This is a genomic window from Streptomyces sp. NPDC031265, from assembly GCF_055570295.1.
Genome location: NZ_JBVIHM010000029.1, coordinates 40,490 through 58,947, shown reverse-complemented (window position 1 = coordinate 58,947; position 18,458 = coordinate 40,490). Strand labels below are relative to the sequence as shown.

Genomic DNA, 18,458 nt, shown 5'->3' with positions numbered 1-18,458 from the left:
GGGACTGAGGAGACATGGCACACAAGAAGGGCGCATCGTCCACCCGGAACGGTCGCGACTCCAATGCTCAGCGGCTCGGTGTGAAGCGCTTCGGCGGTCAGACCGTCAACGCCGGTGAGATCCTGGTCCGCCAGCGTGGCACCCACTTCCACCCGGGCGCCGGTGTCGGCCGCGGTGGCGACGACACGCTGTTCGCCCTGCAGGCCGGCGCGGTGCAGTTCGGCACCCACCGTGGCCGCAAGGTCGTGAACATCGTTCCGGTCGTCTGACCGGTTCTCTCGTGAGGCGGACCTCACTTCCCGTACGGAGCCCGTACGGGAAGCAGGTCCGCCTTTCGCGTGTTTCTAATGAAACACGGTATTACACAGACATTCCGTACGTACTGGAGGCAAGCCCATGACCACCTTCGTGGACCGCGTCGAGCTGCATGTCGCCGCGGGTAACGGAGGCCACGGCTGCGCCTCCGTACACCGGGAGAAGTTCAAGCCGCTCGGCGGCCCCGACGGCGGCAACGGCGGCCGTGGCGGCGATGTCATCCTGGTCGTCGACCAGTCGGTGACCACGCTCCTCGACTACCACCACAGCCCGCACCGCAAGGCCACCAACGGCCAGCCCGGCGCCGGCGACAACCGCACCGGCAAGGAAGGCCAGGACCTGGTCCTGCCCGTCCCGGACGGCACGGTCGTCCTCGACAAGGACGGCAACGTGCTCGCCGACCTCGTCGGCCAGGGCACCACCTTCATCGCCGGCCAGGGCGGCCGCGGCGGCCTCGGCAACGCGGCGCTCGCCTCCGCCCGGCGCAAGGCCCCCGGCTTCGCGCTGCTCGGCGAGCCCGGCGAGGCCCGTGACGTGGTCATGGAGCTCAAGACCGTCGCCGACGTGGCGCTGGTGGGCTACCCGAGCGCGGGCAAGTCCTCCCTGATCTCCGTCCTGTCCGCCGCCAAGCCGAAGATCGCGGACTACCCGTTCACCACGCTCGTCCCGAACCTGGGCGTGGTCACCGCGGGCTCGACCGTCTACACCATCGCCGACGTCCCCGGCCTCATCCCCGGCGCCAGCCAGGGCAAGGGCCTGGGCCTGGAGTTCCTGCGGCACGTCGAGCGCTGCTCGGTGCTCGTCCACGTCCTGGACACCGCCACCCTGGAGTCCGAGCGCGACCCGGTCTCCGACCTCGACGTCATCGAGGCCGAGCTGACGCAGTACGGCGGCCTCGACGACCGGCCCCGCGTCGTCGTCCTCAACAAGATCGACATCCCGGACGGCCAGGACCTCGCGGACATGATCCGCGGCGACCTGGAGGAGCGCGGCTACCAGGTCTTCGAAGTCTCCGCGGTCGCCCGCACCGGTCTCAAGGAGCTCTCCTTCGCGCTCGCGAAGATCGTGTCCGAGGCGCGTGCCGCCAAGCCCGTCGAGGAGGCCACCCGGATCGTGATCCGCCCCAAGGCGGTCGACGACGCGGGCTTCACCGTCACCTACGACGAGGCGGCCGAGGTCTACCGGGTGCGCGGCGAGAAGCCGGAGCGCTGGATCCGCCAGACCGACTTCAACAACGACGAGGCCGTCGGCTACCTCGCGGACCGCCTCAGCCGCCTCGGCGTCGAGGACAAGCTGATGAAGGCGGGCGCCCGCGCGGGCGACGCCGTGGCCATCGGCCCCGAGGAGAACGCGGTCGTCTTCGACTGGGAGCCGACGATGATGGCGGGCGCGGAGATGCTGGGCCGCCGTGGCGAGGACCACCGTCTGGAGGCGCCCCGTCCTGCCGCTCAGCGGCGTCGTGACCGCGATGCGGAGCGGGACGACGCGCAGCAGGAGTTCGACGACTTCAACCCGTTCTAGGGGTTTTGGCTGTCGATGGTCGGCTGCGGTCGTCCGTGGCTGGTCTCTCCCCCAAGTTCTCGGCTCCGCTCGAACAGGGGGGCCGGGACCCCCATCGCGGCGGAGCCGCACAGCGTCACTTCCCCGCGCCCCTTTGGGGCGCGGGGGATTGGCATACTTGAGGACATCAGAACACCGGGTGTCCACGAGGACGTCCGCCGAACGTCAAGGAGTAGCCCCCCGTGCGTAATCCCGAGGCACCGCGACTGCTGGGGGTCTACCGGCGGGCCGTGCCCGAGAGTGTGCGGCGTGCGATCGTCTCGCAGGTCGACGCCGACATGCGGCGCCGCGTCAAGATGCGTATCGCGGGCGGCGCGGCCGTCGCCGAGAAGATGCGCGCCGCCCGCGTCACCAAGCGCTACCAGACCCTCGCCTCCGGTGCCGACCGCACGGTCGTGCACGTCGGCAAGGACCCCAAGGTCGCCCTCGTCACCCCCGGCGTGACCCCGCTCCAGGCCCGCCGCGCCAACCTCGACATAGTGCTGCGCGCCCTGCACGCGGCCGGCCTCGACCACTTCTGTGTGCGCGGCCGATCGGAGACCGCCGCCGCCGTCGCCGTCCGCGAGGGCGACCGCACCGCCGTGCTGAAGGTGCTGGAGTCGCTCTGCGGCGACCAGCCCGGCTACGTCACCCACGTCAAGGGCAACAACCCGGTCCCCGAGACCTCCCTGCCGGGGTACGAGGACGCCACCTGGCGCCGGTTCAAGACCGCCGGGACCGTCAGGGTCACCTGGTACCGCACGGACGCCACGCACCGCCTCACCCTCGGCAACCGCTACGGCTGCGACGTCGAGTTCTGGCGCGAGGAGGACGGCCAGCTGGTGCCGCCGCGCGTCGGCAAGCTCGCCGAGACGCTCCCCCTCGAAGGCCCCACGGCGCAGGTCTCCGAGGCGTACTTCACCCACCTCGCCCCCCGCAAGGCCCCCGACGCCGCCCAGGTGCGCACCCGCGCCGAGTTCGCCATCCACCCCACCGACGAGATCACCTTCCCGATCGACGTCGTCTACACCTGGGTGAACGGCGCCGACCCGGCCTGGCTGCGCCGCCGCGCCCAGTTCGCGGGCGAGACCTACCACGCCGAGTCCGCCAACGCCGCGCGCTATCTGAGCCGCGACGAGCTGCGCTACTCGCTGCGCTCGCTGCACATGTACGCGCCGTGGGTGCGCAACGTCTACCTGGTGACCGACGACCAGACCCCCGACTGGCTGGACACCACCCAGCCCGGCATCAAGGTCGTCAGCCACAAGGAGATCTTCCGCGACCCGGGCCTGCTGCCCACCTTCAACTCGCACGCCATCGAGAGCCAGCTCCACCACATCGACGGCCTGGCCGAGCACTTCCTGTACTTCAACGACGACGTGATGCTCGGCAACGAGGTCACCCCGCAGGACTTCTTCCTCTCCAGCGGCCTCACCAAGTTCTTCCCGTCGCCCGCCCTCGTACCGCTGGGCTCGCGCACCCCCGAGGACCCGCCGGTGGCCGCCGCGGGCAAGAACAACCGCCGGCTGATCGAGGAGCGGTACGGGGCGGTGGTCGTGCAGAAGATGAAGCACATGCCGCACCCGCTGCGCCGCAGCCTGCTCACCGAGATCGAGACGGAGTTCGAGCCGGAGTACCGCTACACCGAGGCGAGCCGGTTCCGCTCCGAGGACGACATCTCCATCTCGTCGTCGCTGCACCACTACTACGCGTACCACACCCAGCGTGCGGTGCCCTCGGAACTCCCGTACACCTACCTCGACTTGACGCACCCGTGGACGGAGACCCGGCTCGGCCGGCTGCTCGCCAACCGGGACAAGACGGTGTTCTGCGTCAACGACACGGTCTCCACCGAGCAGGACGTGCACGAGCAGAAGGATCTGATCACGCCGTTCCTCGACGCGTACTTCCCGGTGCGGAGCCCGTTCGAGAAGGGGTAGCGCCACTGAGGCGGTGGGAGCCGTGGCCGCGCGGCTGCCGGCCGGTGGGGGCTTGTCGCGCAGTTCCCCGCGCCGCTGAAGAAAGGGGCTCGCCCCGGACCAGAAGGCCCGGGGCGAGCCCCTTTTCCCGTATCCGACGCGTCAGGCGCGTCAGTCGCGCTCGAAGCGGGACTTCACCGGGAAGTAGGCGCTCAGGAACGCCCGCAGCACGCGGTCCTGCTCCTCCACCGACACCTCCGCGTCGGCGGACTCGCCGATGCAGAACACGTCGTGGGCGCGCTCGGCGAGCAGCCGGGTCAGCACCGTGTGGTGGTCGTAGTTGCCCACGTTGATGTAGCTGCACGAGATGGCGCTCGGCACCGAGCTGCCGATCAGGTAGCCGTAGTGGTGGTGCAGCGAGGACGTGATCGACAGGTCCGAGTTGGCGCGGAACGGGTTGGCCGCGGTACGGCCCACCTCGGCCGGGAACTTGTCGGCGATCTCGGTCAGCACACTGCGTCGCAGCGGGTGCGGCGCGTGCAGGAAGCTGGTCGTCGTGGTCCGCCCGAACGCCTCCTCCAGGAGAGCCCGGTTGTTCTTCGCGGCCGCGAAGTAGCCCTCGTCGTCCGGGGACGGCTCGGTCGGCGGGACGGCCGTGGGCGAGCGGAAGAACTTGGCCACGCCGTTGCTCAGGAAGAACGACGACGGGTTGAGGGGACGGCCGATGAACACATCGTCGTTGAGGTAGAGGAAGTGCTCGGCCAGGCCCTCGATCCGGTACAGCTGGCTCTCGATGGCGTGCGAGTTGAACGTCGGCAGCCAGGCCTGGTCCTTGAAGATCTCGCGGTGGCTGACGACCTTGATGCCGTGCTGCTCGGTGTCCAGCCAGTCCGGCGTCTGGTCGTCGGTGACCAGGTAGATGGTGCGCACCCAGGGCGCGAACATCTCCAGGGACCGCAGCGAGTAGCGCAGCTCGTCGCGGTTGCGGAAGCGCACGTCGCCGCTGTCGGCGTCGTTGGTCGGCATGTCCCGGCTGCGGCGCACCGAGTCGCGGCGCTGCTGCCAGGCCGGGTCGGTGTCGTCGACCCAGGTGTAGACGACGTCGATCGGGTAGTCGACGTCCCACATCAGCTGCTTGGTGAACTGCGCGAGCGTCGGGTAGTCGCGCTCGCCGACCCGCAGCTTGGCCGTCGCCTCCAGGTTCGGCAGGCGGCGTCCGAGCAGGGTGGTCAGCCGGGGCGTCTCGCGCCAGCCGTCCTCCTCCGACTCGGCCCAGAACTCCAGGCTGCAGCCGTAGGCCGGTCCGTACCGCAGGGTGCGGCTCTCGGAGGTGATCGGCTTGAACACGCGCAGACCCGCGACCTCGCCCACGTCGCCGAGGCGCTCGGCGAGGACCGCGCCGGGCGCGGCACCGCGCGGGGTGACCAGCTCGGCGTAGACCGGCTTGCCGTGCAGGGCGGTGGACATGGCCTCGATCACCCGGCGGCGCTGCTCGACGGGGACGGCGACGCGGTGGGCGACGCCGGCGTCGTGGCGCAGCAGGATGTACGGGATCCCCGCGTCCTCCAGGACCTTGGCGGTGATCTCCAGGTTGATCTGCGCCATGCGCGGGCCGTTGATGTCGTCGCGCTGCTCGGCGAGGCGGCCGGCCGACCGGATCAGCGTCCCGGTGCGGTCCTGCGCCTGGATCATCACCTCGCGGGCCTTCTGCTCGTCCGCCGAGTTCGACAGGGCCGAGACGGGGGCGGCGACGCTGAAGCTGCGGGTGCCGCCGGCCGCGATGCGCAGCGCGGTGCGGTCGGCGCGCTGGGCCAGGCGCTCGGGGGTGTCGCGACGGGCGACCAGCTTGGTGAAGAGCTGCTCCCAGCGGGCGGTGATGTCCTCGCCGCCGAACCGCTCGTACACGCCCTTGCGGGCGGCCTTGCCGAACGCGTGCCGGGTGTCGTCCTCGCCCATCAGGCGGGACATCGCGGCGGCCAGCGAGTCGATGTCGCCGGGCGGCACGAGCAGACCGTCCACGTCGTGGCGGATGATCTCGGCGGGCCCGGTGACGATGTCGTACGCGATGACCGGCACACCGGCCGCGAACATCTCCAGGAGCACCAGCGGGAAGGCCTCGTTGCGCGAGGGCAGCAGACAGACGCTGGCCTTGGCCCACTCCTGCTCCATCTGCGAGGAGCGGCCGACCAGTTCGATGCGCGAGTGCATGCCCAGGCCCTCGACGAGGCGGCGCAGACGCACCTCCTGCGGGCCGTCGCCGAAGATCCGCAGCTGCCAGTCGGGGAAGTCCGCGGAGATCCGCTGGAAGGCGTGGATGGCGTGGTCCAGCTGCTTCTCCGGGGTCATCCGGGCAGCCAGAACGATCGTCTTGGACTCCAGGTCGGCGCGCGGACGGTAGCCGTCGGGCACCGCGTTGGGGATCGCGGCGAGCTCCGGGGCGGCCTCGCGCAGCGAGTCGGAGAACCAGTCGTTGGTGCGCTCGGTCAGCGACACCAGCGCGTCGACGCGCGGGCCGTAGACAAGGAGCGGCTCACCGGAGACGCCGCGCAGCTGGGAGGCGCGGTGCTCCTGGTGCACGGTGACGACCCGGGACGGAGCGAGCTCGGCGGCCGCCGCGAGCAGCGCCGGGGTGGTGGTGACCAGCACGTCGGAGTCGAGGGAGCCGAGGGCGGCCGTCATCTCGATGTCGGACAGCCGGTCGAAGGTGGACTCCCAGGACGGCTTGATGAGTTCGCTCGGCAGCGACTCCAGCGTCCGGCAGGCGTTCTCGTCCAGGGCGCTGGCGCGCACCGGGCGTCCGTAGGATCCGGTCCTGTCCACCAGGTAGCGCCGCTCGACCTGCTGGGCGGCCGAGAAGAACGGCTCGGGGCGGGTCTTGAAGACGCTCAGCACCTCGACGTCGTGCCGGGGAGCGAGATGGATCGCCTGGGTGTAGGCGGCCATCTCGGTGCCGCCCATCTCGTCGCCCCAGGTGAGCAGAAACGTGATCTTCATGCAACTTCCTCTGCGCCACGGGGGGCGGTTCCGAATCCGGTACAGGACACGGCGAGCACGCCGGCCGGGGTGACATAGGCGTGCACCCGCGCGAGCGCGCCGTTGTCGAGAGCGACGATACGGAACGGTGTCCGGTAGACCTGCTTGGGGTGACGCACATCGGTCAGCCGCCGGGCGATCTTGATCCGGTTTCCACCGGTCTTCAGATGCATGTCCCAGGTGCGGGTGGTGCGTCCGACCGCCATCTCGGCGAGCGGTACGTCGAAGGTGAAGCGGTCGCCGTCCCACGCCACGGTGGCCGCGGCCGCCTTGCTGCTGCGTCGCAGCACCGCCTCCGCGACGTACTCCTCGACGGGGGCCTTGGGCGCGATGAGCCGGCCGTGCACCACGATCCGGTCCCAGCGCAGCTCGAACGAGGACAGCTCGGCCTGGTGGCGCGGACCGCGCACGTTCAGCATCGAGCGGCCGTCGACCGAGCGCACCGGACGGAAGACGGCGCCGCTGGTGGGTGACGGCGAAGAGGACAGGGTGGGACCGTCGGACGACTCCACGGGAGCCGACGCGATCTTCGCCCGCAGCTCATGGCCATCACTCTCGGTGACCACGACTTCCATGCGCCACATACCGGACGAGAGCACCGGACCGCGGGTGCCGGTCTCCGACGGATCGTCATGGCGCAGCGGCGCGGTGGCCGTCAGAAGGAGACTTCCGTCACTCTGCGGCTCCTGCTCCAGCTCCACATGGACGACCTTGCGCCCGCGCGACATCTCCAGATGAGCCGCGCTGACGGCCTCCGGGCGGCGCGGGAACGTCACCGCGAAGTTGAGCGTGCGTCCACCGGAGACCGAGAAGTGCACGGCCTTGAGCAGCGGCCGCGGCTTGACTCCGTCGATGGCCGGTACGGTATGCATCTGCTCGACGCGTCGGCGCATACGTACTGCCGCGCGGCGCGCCCGCTTGGCGGCGCCCACCGCATAGGGCAGCAGTGAGTCACTCACGGTGAACCTAGCTCTCGTCTGGGCCGATGGTCAGCGTTGCATGCTGCCAATAATGCGTAAGATCGGCAAGTTGCTTCGTAATTCTATCGATGCATCACGATTGCTTCATCGAGTGGAACCCAAATGAAGTTTCCGCCCTCTCCTCGGGTGGCGGTCTGCTTGATCGCAGATGAACGTGAAGCGGGGAGTGGGAAAAGGACATGGGACGCTGGCCGAAGATGGGACGCCAAGTGGCCTCCCGGCGTGCCGTGCTGGCTTCGATGGCGGGGGTAGTGGCAGCCGGTGCGATCGCCGGGTGCGACAGCAAGCACCCGTCGGCCAGAGGCGCTGCTGTCACAAGTGAACCACCGAAGCCTGTCTCGCTGCTGCCGGTCGACCGCCGCAGCAGCTTCGACACCCCGGGCCGGCCGCTCGCCATGGCGATCGTGGCGCATCCGGACGACGACTTGTTCTTCATGAACCCGGACACGCTCCACACCATCGAGCGGGGCGTCCCGGTCGTCTCCGTGTACGTCACCGGCGGCGGCTCCTTCGGCGTCAACCAGGCACCCGGCGAGCCCAAGGCCCGCCCGGACGTGCCCGCGTACGTCTCCGCGCGCCAGCAGGGCCTGCGCCAGGCGTACGCCCGGATGCTCGGCGCGACCCTGTTCACGCCGTGGACCCGTACCGCCCTGAAGCTGCCGGGCGGGCGCGAGGCCGAGCTGAACGTCCTGGAGTACAACGGCCGCCGCGCCGAACTGATCTTCCTCGGTGTGCGGATGCACGAGAAGACCGGCCGGGGCTGGGTCGGCATGACCCAGCTGTGGAACACCCCCGGCGTGGTGCTGCGCACCCAGCCCACCCCGGAGTCCCCGGTCCGCGAGAAGTACACCTACAGCCGCGACGAGCTCACCGACGCGCTGCTGTTCCTGATGCGCAAGTACCGGCCCACGCTGGTGCGCACCCTGGACCCGGACCCCGACGCCCAGGTCCACGACAAGCTGCACCCGCGCGGCAGCGACCAGGTCGGCTACTCCGACCACCCCGACCACACGGCCGTCGCCCTGTTCACCTGGCGGGCCCTCGCCCAGTGGGGCCAGGGCACCTCGCAGGGCTCGCGCACCCCGGGCTTCCTGACCGAGGCGTTCCGCGGCTACTACAACCAGCGCTGGCCCTACAACCTGCCCAACGACACCGTCCACCAGAAGACGGAGTACCTCAACGCCTACGGCGGCGCCTCCAGCTGGCAGTGCGGCAACGCCTCCGGCTGCGGCGACTACTCGGTCGGCCTCAACGGCGTCCTCAAGTCCAAGAAGGGCTGGGTCCGCTCCACCCACCGCCGCTACCCGACCGCGGGCCCCAAGGTCGTCGTCGACAAGGACGGCCGGATGAGCGCGTACGCCGTGCTCGGCACCCGCGCCGCCCGCTGGCGCGAGTCCGGCCCCTTCAGCGGCGGCTGGGGTGCGGCCGAGGACCTCGGCGGCGGCCCCCTCGCCCCCGCCCTCAGCGCGATCGCCGCCCCCGACGGACGCCACCTCGTGTTCGGCCTGCGCTTCACCAACCTGGGCGCCAACGACAAGGACGACACCCGCGAGATAGTCGTCCTGCAGCAGAAGAGCGCCGACGGCGACTTCGAGGAGCGGTGGACCAGCCTCGGCAACCCCGAGACCGACCCCCGCCGCAGCCGCCTCACCGGGCCGCCCACCGCCGTCACCGCCCCCGACGGCACCATCCACGTCTTCGTGCGCAACGCCGCCAAGGGCATCAGCACCCGCGTGCGCGACAAGCAGGGCACCTGGTCGCCGTGGCAGAAGCTGCCCGGCGGCGGACAGATCCAGGAAGGCCTGGCCGCAGCGGTCGACGGCGACGGCCGCGTCCACGTCTTCGGCTCCGCCTTCGGCTGGGTCGAACACTGGACCCAGAAGGACGCCGGCGGCGCCATGGTCCGCGGCGCCCGGGGACTGAAGACCCGGCCCGGCGACGCACCCGACGCGGTCACCGCCAACGACGGCTCCGTCCTGCTCGCCTACCACAAGCCCTCCAGCGACCAGATCAACGTCGCCCAGCTGCGCGGCGGCCAGGCCGGCCGCTGGACCGAACTGCCCGACCAGAAGGTCACCGGCTACGGACCCGTCGCCCTCGTCGACGGCCAGGACCTCGCCACCGGCGGCGTCATACTCAGCTCGCGCAGCGGCACCGGCTCCATCGAGATGGTCGACAGCGGCAAGCAGGTCACCCTCCAAGGTGACGCGTCCTCCGGCTTCATGATCGGCGCCCCCGCCGTCGTCCAAGGCGCCAGCGAAGGCGTCGCCCTGGTCACGCTCGGCCTGAACACCACCCCCGCCGTCACCAGGGTCCCGCCGCGCGCGGGCACCGTCTGACCGACACACCGCACCGGCGGACAAAGCCGGGCGGACCGGGAGCGAACAGGGGCGTACGGGACCATCCCGTACGCCTCTTCCGCACGCCACTTCCGCACGCCACTTCCGCACGCCCGAGCGGGCTTCCGGGCAGACCTCCGCGCGGGCTTCCCCGCGGTCGTGCTTACGCCGCCTTCACCTTCGTACGAAAAGTCACAGCAGGCCGGGCCGGCGGGTCCGGCCTCCTAGACTGTCCGCATGACTTGGATGATCACAGGCGGTGCCGGCTACATCGGATCTCACGTGGTGAAGGCCCTCGTCGACGGCGGGGAGCAGGTCGTCGTCCTCGACGACCTCAGCACCGGAGACCCGGCCCGGCTGCCCGAAGGCGTCCGCCTGGAGCGCGGCACCGTCCTCGACCGCGACGTCCTCGACCGCGTGCTGCGCGAGAACGACGTGGACGGCGTCATCCACATCGCCGCCAAGAAGCAGGTCGGCGAATCCGTCGAACGCCCGCTCCACTACTACCGCGAGAACGTCGAAGGCCTGCGCACGGTCCTGGAGGCCGCAGCCGAAGCCGGCGTGCGCCGCTTCCTGTTCTCCTCCTCCGCCGCCGTCTACGGCATGCCCGACGTCGACCTCGTCACCGAGCAGACCGAATGCCTGCCGATGAGCCCCTACGGCGAGACCAAGCTCGCGGGCGAATGGCTCGTCAGCGCCGTCGGCAAGGCCCACGGCATGGCCACCGCCTCGCTGCGCTACTTCAACGTGGCCGGCGCCGCCTCCCCCGAACTCGGCGACCCCGGGATCTTCAACCTCGTCCCGATGGTCTTCGAGCGCCTCACCGAGGGCAAGGCACCCCTGATCTTCGGCGACGACTACGCCACGCCCGACGGCACCTGCGTGCGCGACTACATCCACGTCGAGGACATCGCCACCGCGCACGTCGCCGCCGCCCGCCGGCTCACCGCCGACCCCAGCGCCGCCCTCATCCTCAACATCGGCCGCGGCGAAGGCGCCTCAGTAGCCGAGATGGTCGACATCATCCGCGAAGTCAGCGGCATCACCGAGCCCGCCCCCGAGGTCGCCCCGCGCCGCCCCGGCGACCCGGCCCGCGTCGTCGCCTCCGCCGAGCTCATCACCAAGGAACTCGACTGGAGCGCCCGCCACGACATCCGCGCCATGGTCACCTCCGCCTGGGAAGGCTGGCTGCTGCGCCACCCGCGCGACTGAGCCACCCGGGAACCGGCTCCCGGACCCCACAGGCCCCCGCCCCGCCCGGCGGGGGCCCGTCCAACGCTCGAAACGGCCGTGCGCCCAGGCCCCGGCCTGGCATAGATTCCCCGGTGTGACAGTGGCAAGGCAGTACGTGACCCAGGCCCGCAGGATCGTCGTCAAGGTGGGCTCGTCCTCCCTCACCACCGCCTCCGGCGGCCTCGACGCCGACCGCGTCGACGCCCTCGTCGACGTCCTCGCCAAGGCCCGCAGCGGCGGCGAGAAGGAAATAGTGCTGGTCTCCTCCGGCGCCATCGCCGCCGGACTCGCCCCCCTGGGCCTGCGCCGCCGCCCCACCGACCTCGCCCGCCAGCAGGCCGCCGCCAGCGTCGGCCAGGGCCTCCTCGTCGCCCGCTACACCGCCTCCTTCGCCCGCTACGGCGTACGCGTCGGACAGGTCCTCCTCACCAGCGACGACACCAGCCGCCGCGCCCACTACCGCAACGCCTACCGCACCCTCGACCAGCTCCTCGCCATGGGCGCCCTGCCCGTCGTCAACGAGAACGACACCGTCGCCACCGACGAGATCCGCTTCGGCGACAACGACCGGCTCGCCGCCCTCGTCGCCCACCTCGTCCGCGCCGACCTGCTCGTCCTGCTCTCCGACGTCGACGGGCTCTACGACGGCGACCCCAGCAAACCCGGCACCACCCGCATCGGCGAAGTCCACGGCCCCGACGACATCGCCCACGTACAGATCGGCAGCGCGGGCAAAGCAGGCGTCGGCACCGGCGGCATGGTCACCAAGGTCGAGGCCGCCCGCATCGCCGCCGCGGCCGGCGTCCCCGTCGTCCTCACCTCCGCCAGCCACGCCGCCGACGCCCTCGCCGGACGCGACACCGGCACCTACTTCCACCGCACCGGCCGCCGCTCCGCCGACCGCCTCCTGTGGCTCGCCCACGCCTCCACCCCGCAGGGCCACCTCGTCCTCGACGACGGAGCCGTACGCGCCGTCGTCGAACGCCACTCCTCCCTGCTGCCCGCCGGAATCGCCTCCGTCGAGGGCGAGTTCAGCGCCGGCGACCCCGTCGAACTCCGCGACACCGCGGGCCGCGCCGTCGCCCGCGGACTCGTCAACTTCGACGCCAAGGAGATCCCGCAGCTCCTCGGCCGCTCCACCCGCGAACTCGCGCGCGAACTCGGCCCGGAGTACGAGCGCGAAGTCGTACACAGGGACGATCTGGTCGTTCTCCACCCCTGAAACGGCTGAAAGTCCAGCCTTCGGGCAGACACCTTCACGAAAACCGCCCCGCGACCCGGCCCGGACTGGTCAACTTTGTTGCGGGGTACTCGCGGGGGTGACCCGCGAGGGGTACTGCATCGCATCACAGCATCACAGGAGGCCGCCGGTGAGACGAGCGCGCCCGGGGGCGGCGCCCCGAGTCGGGGGAACCCACGCCCGCAGGGCCGTGGGGGAGGACGGGCCGACCCTGACCAGCGTCGGCACGGGGGCCGACATAGCGGAGACCGAGGAGCGGGAGCAGCCCGGGGACACCCCCAGGCTCTGGCACATCACCCTCAGCGTCTCCGGCGCCGAGGCCCCGCTCAAAGAGGTCCGGCGCGGCCTCGAACAGCTCGCCCACGACCACCCCTTCCTACTGACCAGCAGATACGCCAACGACCACGCCGAGATCCGCTACTGGGAAGAGGCCCGCGACCTGCACGACGCGGCCGCCGTCGCCCTCCGGCTCTGGGGCGAGCACCGCTCCACCGCCAAACTCCCGCCCTGGGAGATCGTCGGCCTGGAAGTCATCGACCGCGAGACCTACCACCAGCGCCTGGCCGAGGGCTACGGGCCACCACCGGCCGCACCCGTCGGCGTCCACCCCTTTTGACGCCCGGGCTGCCCGTGACGCCCCGGCCGCTCCTGACGCCCGGGCTCTTGAGGCCCCGGCTCGTGCCGCCCAGGCTCTTGCGGCGCCAGCCACCCGGACCCGACGGTGACCGGACCATGAGAGCGCCGTCTCGGGGAGTGGAATCCGTGCGGAACGCGCCCGCCCGGAGCACTACCCTGCGGACATGAGCGCGTTTTCCCCGTACGAGAACATGTCCCCGGTCACCCAGGCCGCCTACCGGGCCCGCACGGCCGCCGCCGATATCGCGCCATTGCCGCGCTCGGCCAAGGACGACGCGCTCCTGGCGATCGCCGACGCGCTCGAAGTGCGGACCAAGGAGATCGTCGAGGCCAACGCCCTCGACATCGCCAAGGCCCGCGAGGCCGGGACCAGCGAGACGGTCATCGACCGCCTCACCCTCACCCCCGAACGGGTCCGCGCCATCGCCGCCGACGTACGCGACGTCGCCGCGCTGCCCGACCCCGTCGGCGAAGTCGTCCGCGGCTCCACCCTCCCCAACGGCATCGACCTGCGCCAGGTCAGGGTGCCCCTCGGCGTCGTCGGCATCATCTACGAGGCCCGGCCGAATGTGACCGTCGACGCCGCCGCCCTCTGCCTCAAGTCCGGCAACGCCGTCCTGCTGCGCGGCTCGTCCTCCGCGTACGAGTCCAACACCGCGCTCGTACGAGTGCTGCGCGACGCCGTCGGCGGCGCCGGGCTGCCCGCCGACGCCGTCCAGCTCGTCCCCGGCGAATCCCGCGACTCCGTACGCGAGTTGATGCGCGCCCGCGGCCTCGTCGACGTCCTCATCCCGCGCGGCGGCGCCTCCCTCATCCGCACCGTCGTCGAGGAGTCCACCGTCCCCGTCATCGAGACCGGCACCGGCAACTGCCACGTCTACGTGGACGCCCAGGCCGACCTCGACATGGCCGTCGACATCCTCATCAACTCCAAGGCCTCGCGCCCCTCGGTCTGCAACGCCGCCGAGACGCTCCTCGTCCACCAGGACATCGCCGCCGCCTTCCTGCCCCGCGCCCTCGACGCACTCGCCGAGGCCGGCGTCACCGTCCACGCCGACGAACGCGTCCAGTCCTACGCCGACGCCACCAAGGCGACCGTCGTCCCGGCCACCGCCGAGGACTGGGAGACCGAGTACCTCTCGTACGACATCGCGGCCGCCGTCGTCGACTCCCTGGACGCGGCCGTCGCCCACATCCGGCTCTGGACCTCCGGCCACACCGAGGCGATCGTCACCACCTCCCAGGCCGCCGCCCGCCGCTTCACCCAACTGGTCGACTCCACCACCGTCGCCGTGAACGCCTCCACCCGCTTCACCGACGGCGGCCAGTTCGGCTTCGGCGCCGAGATCGGCATCTCCACCCAGAAGCTCCACGCCCGCGGCCCCATGGGCCTGCCGGAGCTCACCTCCACCAAGTACATCGTCACCGGCGACGGCCACGTGCGGTAGCGGGAACGGGGCTCCGAACCTTCCCCGAGGGACGCCCGAGGGGGAGAGTTCGGACACTCCCTGCCCAAAACGACCGCGCCGGGGCTACGCTGAACCCGTGCCGGACGACGTGGGGGGCAGGCCGTTCCCGGACGGCTGGGAGCCCGACGACGACCGCGGGGGCGCGGACGACGCATTCGCCTCCGTGGTCTTCGACGAGGACTTCGTACGGGCCGCCGAGATCCACGAACCAAGCGCCGTGGAACGGCTGTTGGCCGCAGCCCAGGCCCGCGCCGAAGCCGAAGCGGCCAGAGCCCGCGCGGGCGCCGGAGCCGACGACGACTTCACCTACACCGCCCGCGACCCCGACGCCTACGGCTCCACCTTCCCCGGCGGCGCCGAAGCCGGCCCCTACGGCCCGCACGGCGGCGCGCTGCGCCCCTACCGCGGCCGGGCCCGCTGGCACCGCCCCGTCGCCTGGCTGCTCGCCCTGATCATGGGCATCGGCATGGTCGCCCTGGCCTTCGCGGCCGTCTACCGGGGCGCCTCCGGCAGCCGCGACGAGCCCGCCCCGCCCCCGGCCACCAGCAACGTGGACAAGTCCGGGCTACCCATTCCGGCCAGCGTCGGCCCGACCGCCTCGGCCGACTACTCGGCGCCGGCGGTATCGGCTGTGCCTCGGAGGCCTTGAGGGGGAGGGGGCCTCCCCCCCCCGCCCCCTCCCCACCCACCCCACGCCCCCCGCCCGCCCCACCCCTGACCACCGCTTTTCCACGTCCTGGCGACCTTCTGACCGCCCTCCGGCCCCACCCTGCACAACCGCGTGGGAACTCGTCAGAACTTGTCGCGTAGCAGCGCGTTTACCGGCCCCTCCGGCGACCTACCCTGAAGGTATGGCAGGGCGTGGAGAGCCACCCGAGGGGACACCGGAGGGCCTCCCCGGCGGAGGTGAGGACGAGTACCGATCCGTCGTATTCGACGAGTCGTTCGTTCGTGCTGCCCGCCTGCAGGAGTTCTCCGCCCAGGAACGGATGCGTGAGCACGCGCGTGCGGTGCGCAGCCGTCCCAGCTGGTCCTTCCGGCCTTTCACCAAGCAGATAGTCGCGCTGGTGGTCCTCCTCTTCATCGCCTTCGGTACCGCCGTGTACATGGGCCTGCGCCACCCTTACCAGCCCGGTGGCGGCAGCGTCGCCGCCGAGCCCCTGCGGATGACCGTGATACCCCTGGCCCCGCAGAGCGTCGTCCCCGGCATCGACGTCGCCCGCCTGTTCGACCACAGCCCGGCCGCCCAGTTCCGCACCGGCGCCGATGGCATCAACCTTCCCGCCGTCCGCAGGACCGCCCACTTCTCCGAGAGCCAGATCATCGCCGGTGTGACCACCGCCAAGGAGTATCTGGTCCAGTCGTCCCTCGACCCCCAGGTCCTCACCGGCAAGTCCGTGCACCAGGTGCGGGCACTGCTCGATCCGGAGCTGATCGCCCAGTTCGACCAGAGCATCGACAACCCGGCCGACGACGGCCGCCACGCCGCCACCGGCTGGCTGGTGCGCTTCGATCCGGCCAAAGTGACGCTGGCCGACTCCCAGGTGCGGGTGCAGGGCACTTTCCACTACGCCGAGTCCGGCCGGGACACCCTCGACGTGACGTCCGACCACACCTTCACGTACGCCCTGCGCCCGGCGGCGACCGGCCCGGACAAGGTGGCCTCGCTCTTCACCGTCCGCCGTGAGCTGCACTTCCGCTTCGACCGCGACGACCTGCGGCTGCACCGGGTCGAGCTGCAGTTCAGCTATGTGGAGGCCGGACCGCAGGCCTGCTCGGCCGATGTCTCCGCACAGCTGCGGCCGCTGCTCGCGGGCGAGCGGACCAGCGCGACCGGCCCGGCGGGCACCGATCCGTACGCGACCGGCCCCGCCACCGCGGCCCTCTGCGGCACCCTCTCCACCAGCGCCCAGCCGACGCCGTAGGCAGGGCGTCCGGACTTCCCACGACCCAGGCGGGGTCAGGCAGGTGTCCGGACCGTCCGGACTCCCCTACGCCTTGCCGCCCGGTTCGTCCTGCGGCCCATCGCCGTCCGCCGCAGGACCGGAAGGCCGGTCCTGCGGTCCGGCCTGCGGTGCGCCGTCAGCCCCGTCCGCAGCGGTGCCGCCCGCCGGCCGGTCCGAGGTGCGCGAGGCGGAGCCCGCGCCCGTGAACTTGCCGTACAGCTTGCCGCTCAGGTCCGCCGTGCCGCCGGCTATGTCGCCGACCAGCTTCATCAGCGGGTCCTTGCTCGTCCGTACCGTCTCGGCGTACGAGGCGGCGGACTCGCGGAACGAGTCGGAGACCGAGGTGTCCTTGTCCTCCTCACGACGGGGGTAGTGGCCGTCCATGAGCCGCTGGTAGTCGCGGCTCGCGGCCCACTTCTTCAGCTCGGCCGCGCGCACGGTGGTGAACGGGTGCGAGCGGGGCAGCACGTTGAGGATCTTCAGGACCGAGTCGCGCAGGTCGCCGCCCGCCTCGTACTCCTCGGCCTGCTCCAGGAACGCGTCCACGTTCATCTCATGGAGGTGGTTGCCGCCGGCTATCTTCATCAGGCCCCGCATCGAGGCCTGCAAGTCCTGGCCGACGAGCAGCCCGGCCCGGTCGGCGGAGAGCTCCGACTTGCGGAACCACTCCCGCAGCGCCGTCACGATCGCCATCACCGCCACATTGCCCAGCGGGATCCAGGCGATCTTCAGCGCCAGGTTGGTGAGGAAGAGCAGGATCGTGCGGTAGACGGAGTGGCCGGACAGGGCGTGTCCCACCTCGTGGCCGACGACCGCGCGCATCTCCTCCTCGTCGAGCAGCTCCACGAGGCCGGTGGTCACGACGATGATCGGCTCGTCGAGACCGATGCACATCGCGTTCGGCCGGGGGTCCTGTGTCACGTACATCGGGGGGACCTTCTCCAGGTCCAGGATGTAACAGGCGTCCCGCAGCATGGCGTTGAGGTGCGCGAACTGGGCGTCGCTCACGCGCACGGAGTCGGAGAGGAACAGCAGGCGCAGGCTGCGCTCCGGCAGCAGCCCGCTGAGCGCCTTGAAGACCGTGTCGAAGCCGCTGAGCTTGCGCAGCGCCACCAGCGCCGACCGGTCCGCGGGGTGTTCGTAGGCCCGGGAGGAGATCCCGGGGAAGCGTCGGCGCTGCCTGCTCGGCACGCTGTCCTGGATGTCATCGGTCATGGTGTCCCCCTGTCTGAGAGTCTCGGCTCGTCCCCCTGACGACATCCACCCTAGGCGGTGGGGCTACCGTGGGGCGGGGGCCTGTGGATAACCAAGGAGACACCTGCCATGACGGATGCCGTCACGCTTCTCGCCGCCGCCTCGGACCAGCAGGGACCCGGCAATGTACTGCGGATCCTGCTGCTGGTGTCGATCCTCGGTGCGGGCGGCCTGGCCTGGCTGTTGCTGCGCGGCTACCGCTCGAACGACGGTGGCGACGCGGCCGCGGCCGGGCCCGACGGCGAGGCGAGCCGGGGCGCGAGCCCCGACGCGGAGAGCGCCGTCAAGGACTGAACGGCTGAGTCGGCGTGAGAGTGCCCGGGCGGCCCGCATACGATGAGCCCGAAGTCTCCGCTCCGACTCCCGGATAGGTCCTGCTGACGATGAGCCTCACCAGCACCGCCGCCAACCTGGTCACCCTCGCCGAGGGCACCGAGCACGGCGGCAACCACGAAAGCCTCAGCCCGTACGTCACCGGTGGCGGCGCCCTGTTCGCGCTGCTGCTCCTGCTGTGGATCACCACGCGCTTCAACCGCGACCGCTGAGTCGGGGCGT

15 protein-coding genes are annotated in these 18,458 nt (G+C 71.2%); 12 read left to right on the top strand and 3 right to left on the bottom strand.

The genetic code is table 11. The features are described 5' to 3' along the window. The first annotated feature begins 14 nt into the window (after positions 1–14). From rpmA to ACZ499_RS32495, 3 genes are all read left to right on the top strand, one after another. Positions 15–269, top strand: a complete 255-nt coding sequence (gene rpmA / locus ACZ499_RS32505) for a 50S ribosomal protein L27 (protein WP_371652700.1) — start codon at positions 15–17, stop codon at positions 267–269. Positions 270–396: 127 nt separating this feature from the next. Beyond that, entirely contained in the window at positions 397–1,836 is a 1,440-nt protein-coding gene (gene obgE / locus ACZ499_RS32500; RefSeq protein ID WP_468679784.1) for a GTPase ObgE, read from the top strand. 221 nt (positions 1,837–2,057) lie between these two features. Next, on the top strand, positions 2,058–3,794 hold the full coding sequence (locus ACZ499_RS32495) for a stealth family protein (protein ID WP_468679783.1): 1,737 nt from the start codon (positions 2,058–2,060) through the stop codon (positions 3,792–3,794). A gap of 150 nt (positions 3,795–3,944) precedes the next feature. Here ACZ499_RS32495 and ACZ499_RS32490 read toward each other — a convergent pair whose 3' ends face one another. Both ACZ499_RS32490 and ACZ499_RS32485 read right to left on the bottom strand, forming a co-directional pair. Then, a complete protein-coding gene (locus tag ACZ499_RS32490) occupies positions 3,945–6,767 on the bottom strand; it encodes a stealth conserved region 3 domain-containing protein (RefSeq protein ID WP_468679781.1) in 2,823 nt (940 codons plus the stop codon). After that, positions 6,764–7,765 (bottom strand): hypothetical protein, encoded by a 1,002-nt coding sequence (locus ACZ499_RS32485; RefSeq protein WP_468679779.1) that lies wholly within the window; start codon positions 7,763–7,765, stop codon positions 6,764–6,766. The genes ACZ499_RS32490 and ACZ499_RS32485 overlap by 4 nt, the downstream gene beginning before the upstream one ends. Positions 7,766–7,965: 200 nt before the next feature. Here ACZ499_RS32485 and ACZ499_RS32480 point away from each other — a divergent pair, with 200 nt between their 5' ends. The 7 genes from ACZ499_RS32480 (at position 7,966) to ACZ499_RS32450 (ending at position 16,628) form a co-directional block, all read left to right on the top strand. Beyond that, positions 7,966–10,125: a PIG-L family deacetylase gene (locus ACZ499_RS32480; RefSeq protein ID WP_468679778.1), complete on the top strand. Its 2,160-nt coding sequence runs from the start codon at positions 7,966–7,968 to the stop codon at positions 10,123–10,125. A 237-nt stretch (positions 10,126–10,362) separates the two neighbouring features. Then, positions 10,363–11,337, top strand: coding sequence for a UDP-glucose 4-epimerase GalE (gene galE / locus ACZ499_RS32475; RefSeq protein ID WP_385547105.1), 975 nt, complete (start codon positions 10,363–10,365; stop codon positions 11,335–11,337). Between the two features lie 115 nt (positions 11,338–11,452). Next, positions 11,453–12,580: a glutamate 5-kinase gene (gene proB / locus ACZ499_RS32470; protein WP_468406618.1), complete on the top strand. Its 1,128-nt coding sequence runs from the start codon at positions 11,453–11,455 to the stop codon at positions 12,578–12,580. Between the two features lie 148 nt (positions 12,581–12,728). Further along, positions 12,729–13,214, top strand: coding sequence for a hypothetical protein (locus tag ACZ499_RS32465; protein WP_371652692.1), 486 nt, complete (start codon positions 12,729–12,731; stop codon positions 13,212–13,214). A 184-nt stretch (positions 13,215–13,398) separates the two neighbouring features. Beyond that, positions 13,399–14,682, top strand: a complete 1,284-nt coding sequence (locus ACZ499_RS32460; protein WP_468406614.1) for a glutamate-5-semialdehyde dehydrogenase — start codon at positions 13,399–13,401, stop codon at positions 14,680–14,682. Between the two features lie 97 nt (positions 14,683–14,779). Beyond that, the gene (locus ACZ499_RS32455; RefSeq protein WP_468679775.1) at positions 14,780–15,352 is read left to right on the top strand and encodes an SCO2584 family spore wall biosynthesis protein; all 573 of its coding nucleotides are present in this window, start codon (positions 14,780–14,782) and stop codon (positions 15,350–15,352) included. A 202-nt stretch (positions 15,353–15,554) separates the two neighbouring features. Further along, positions 15,555–16,628 (top strand): SCO2583 family membrane protein, encoded by a 1,074-nt coding sequence (locus ACZ499_RS32450; RefSeq protein WP_468406610.1) that lies wholly within the window; start codon positions 15,555–15,557, stop codon positions 16,626–16,628. 66 nt (positions 16,629–16,694) lie between these two features. Here ACZ499_RS32450 and ACZ499_RS32445 read toward each other — a convergent pair whose 3' ends face one another. Beyond that, positions 16,695–17,864, bottom strand: coding sequence for a M48 family metallopeptidase (locus tag ACZ499_RS32445; RefSeq protein WP_468679773.1), 1,170 nt, complete (start codon positions 17,862–17,864; stop codon positions 16,695–16,697). Positions 17,865–17,972: 108 nt separating this feature from the next. Here ACZ499_RS32445 and ACZ499_RS32440 point away from each other — a divergent pair, with 108 nt between their 5' ends. Together ACZ499_RS32440 and ACZ499_RS32435 are read left to right on the top strand one after the other, a co-directional pair. Continuing rightward, on the top strand, positions 17,973–18,197 hold the full coding sequence (locus ACZ499_RS32440) for a hypothetical protein (RefSeq protein ID WP_468406606.1): 225 nt from the start codon (positions 17,973–17,975) through the stop codon (positions 18,195–18,197). An 89-nt stretch (positions 18,198–18,286) separates the two neighbouring features. Next, positions 18,287–18,448, top strand: a complete 162-nt coding sequence (locus tag ACZ499_RS32435; protein WP_385547129.1) for a hypothetical protein — start codon at positions 18,287–18,289, stop codon at positions 18,446–18,448. The last annotated feature ends 10 nt before the right edge of the window (positions 18,449–18,458 follow it).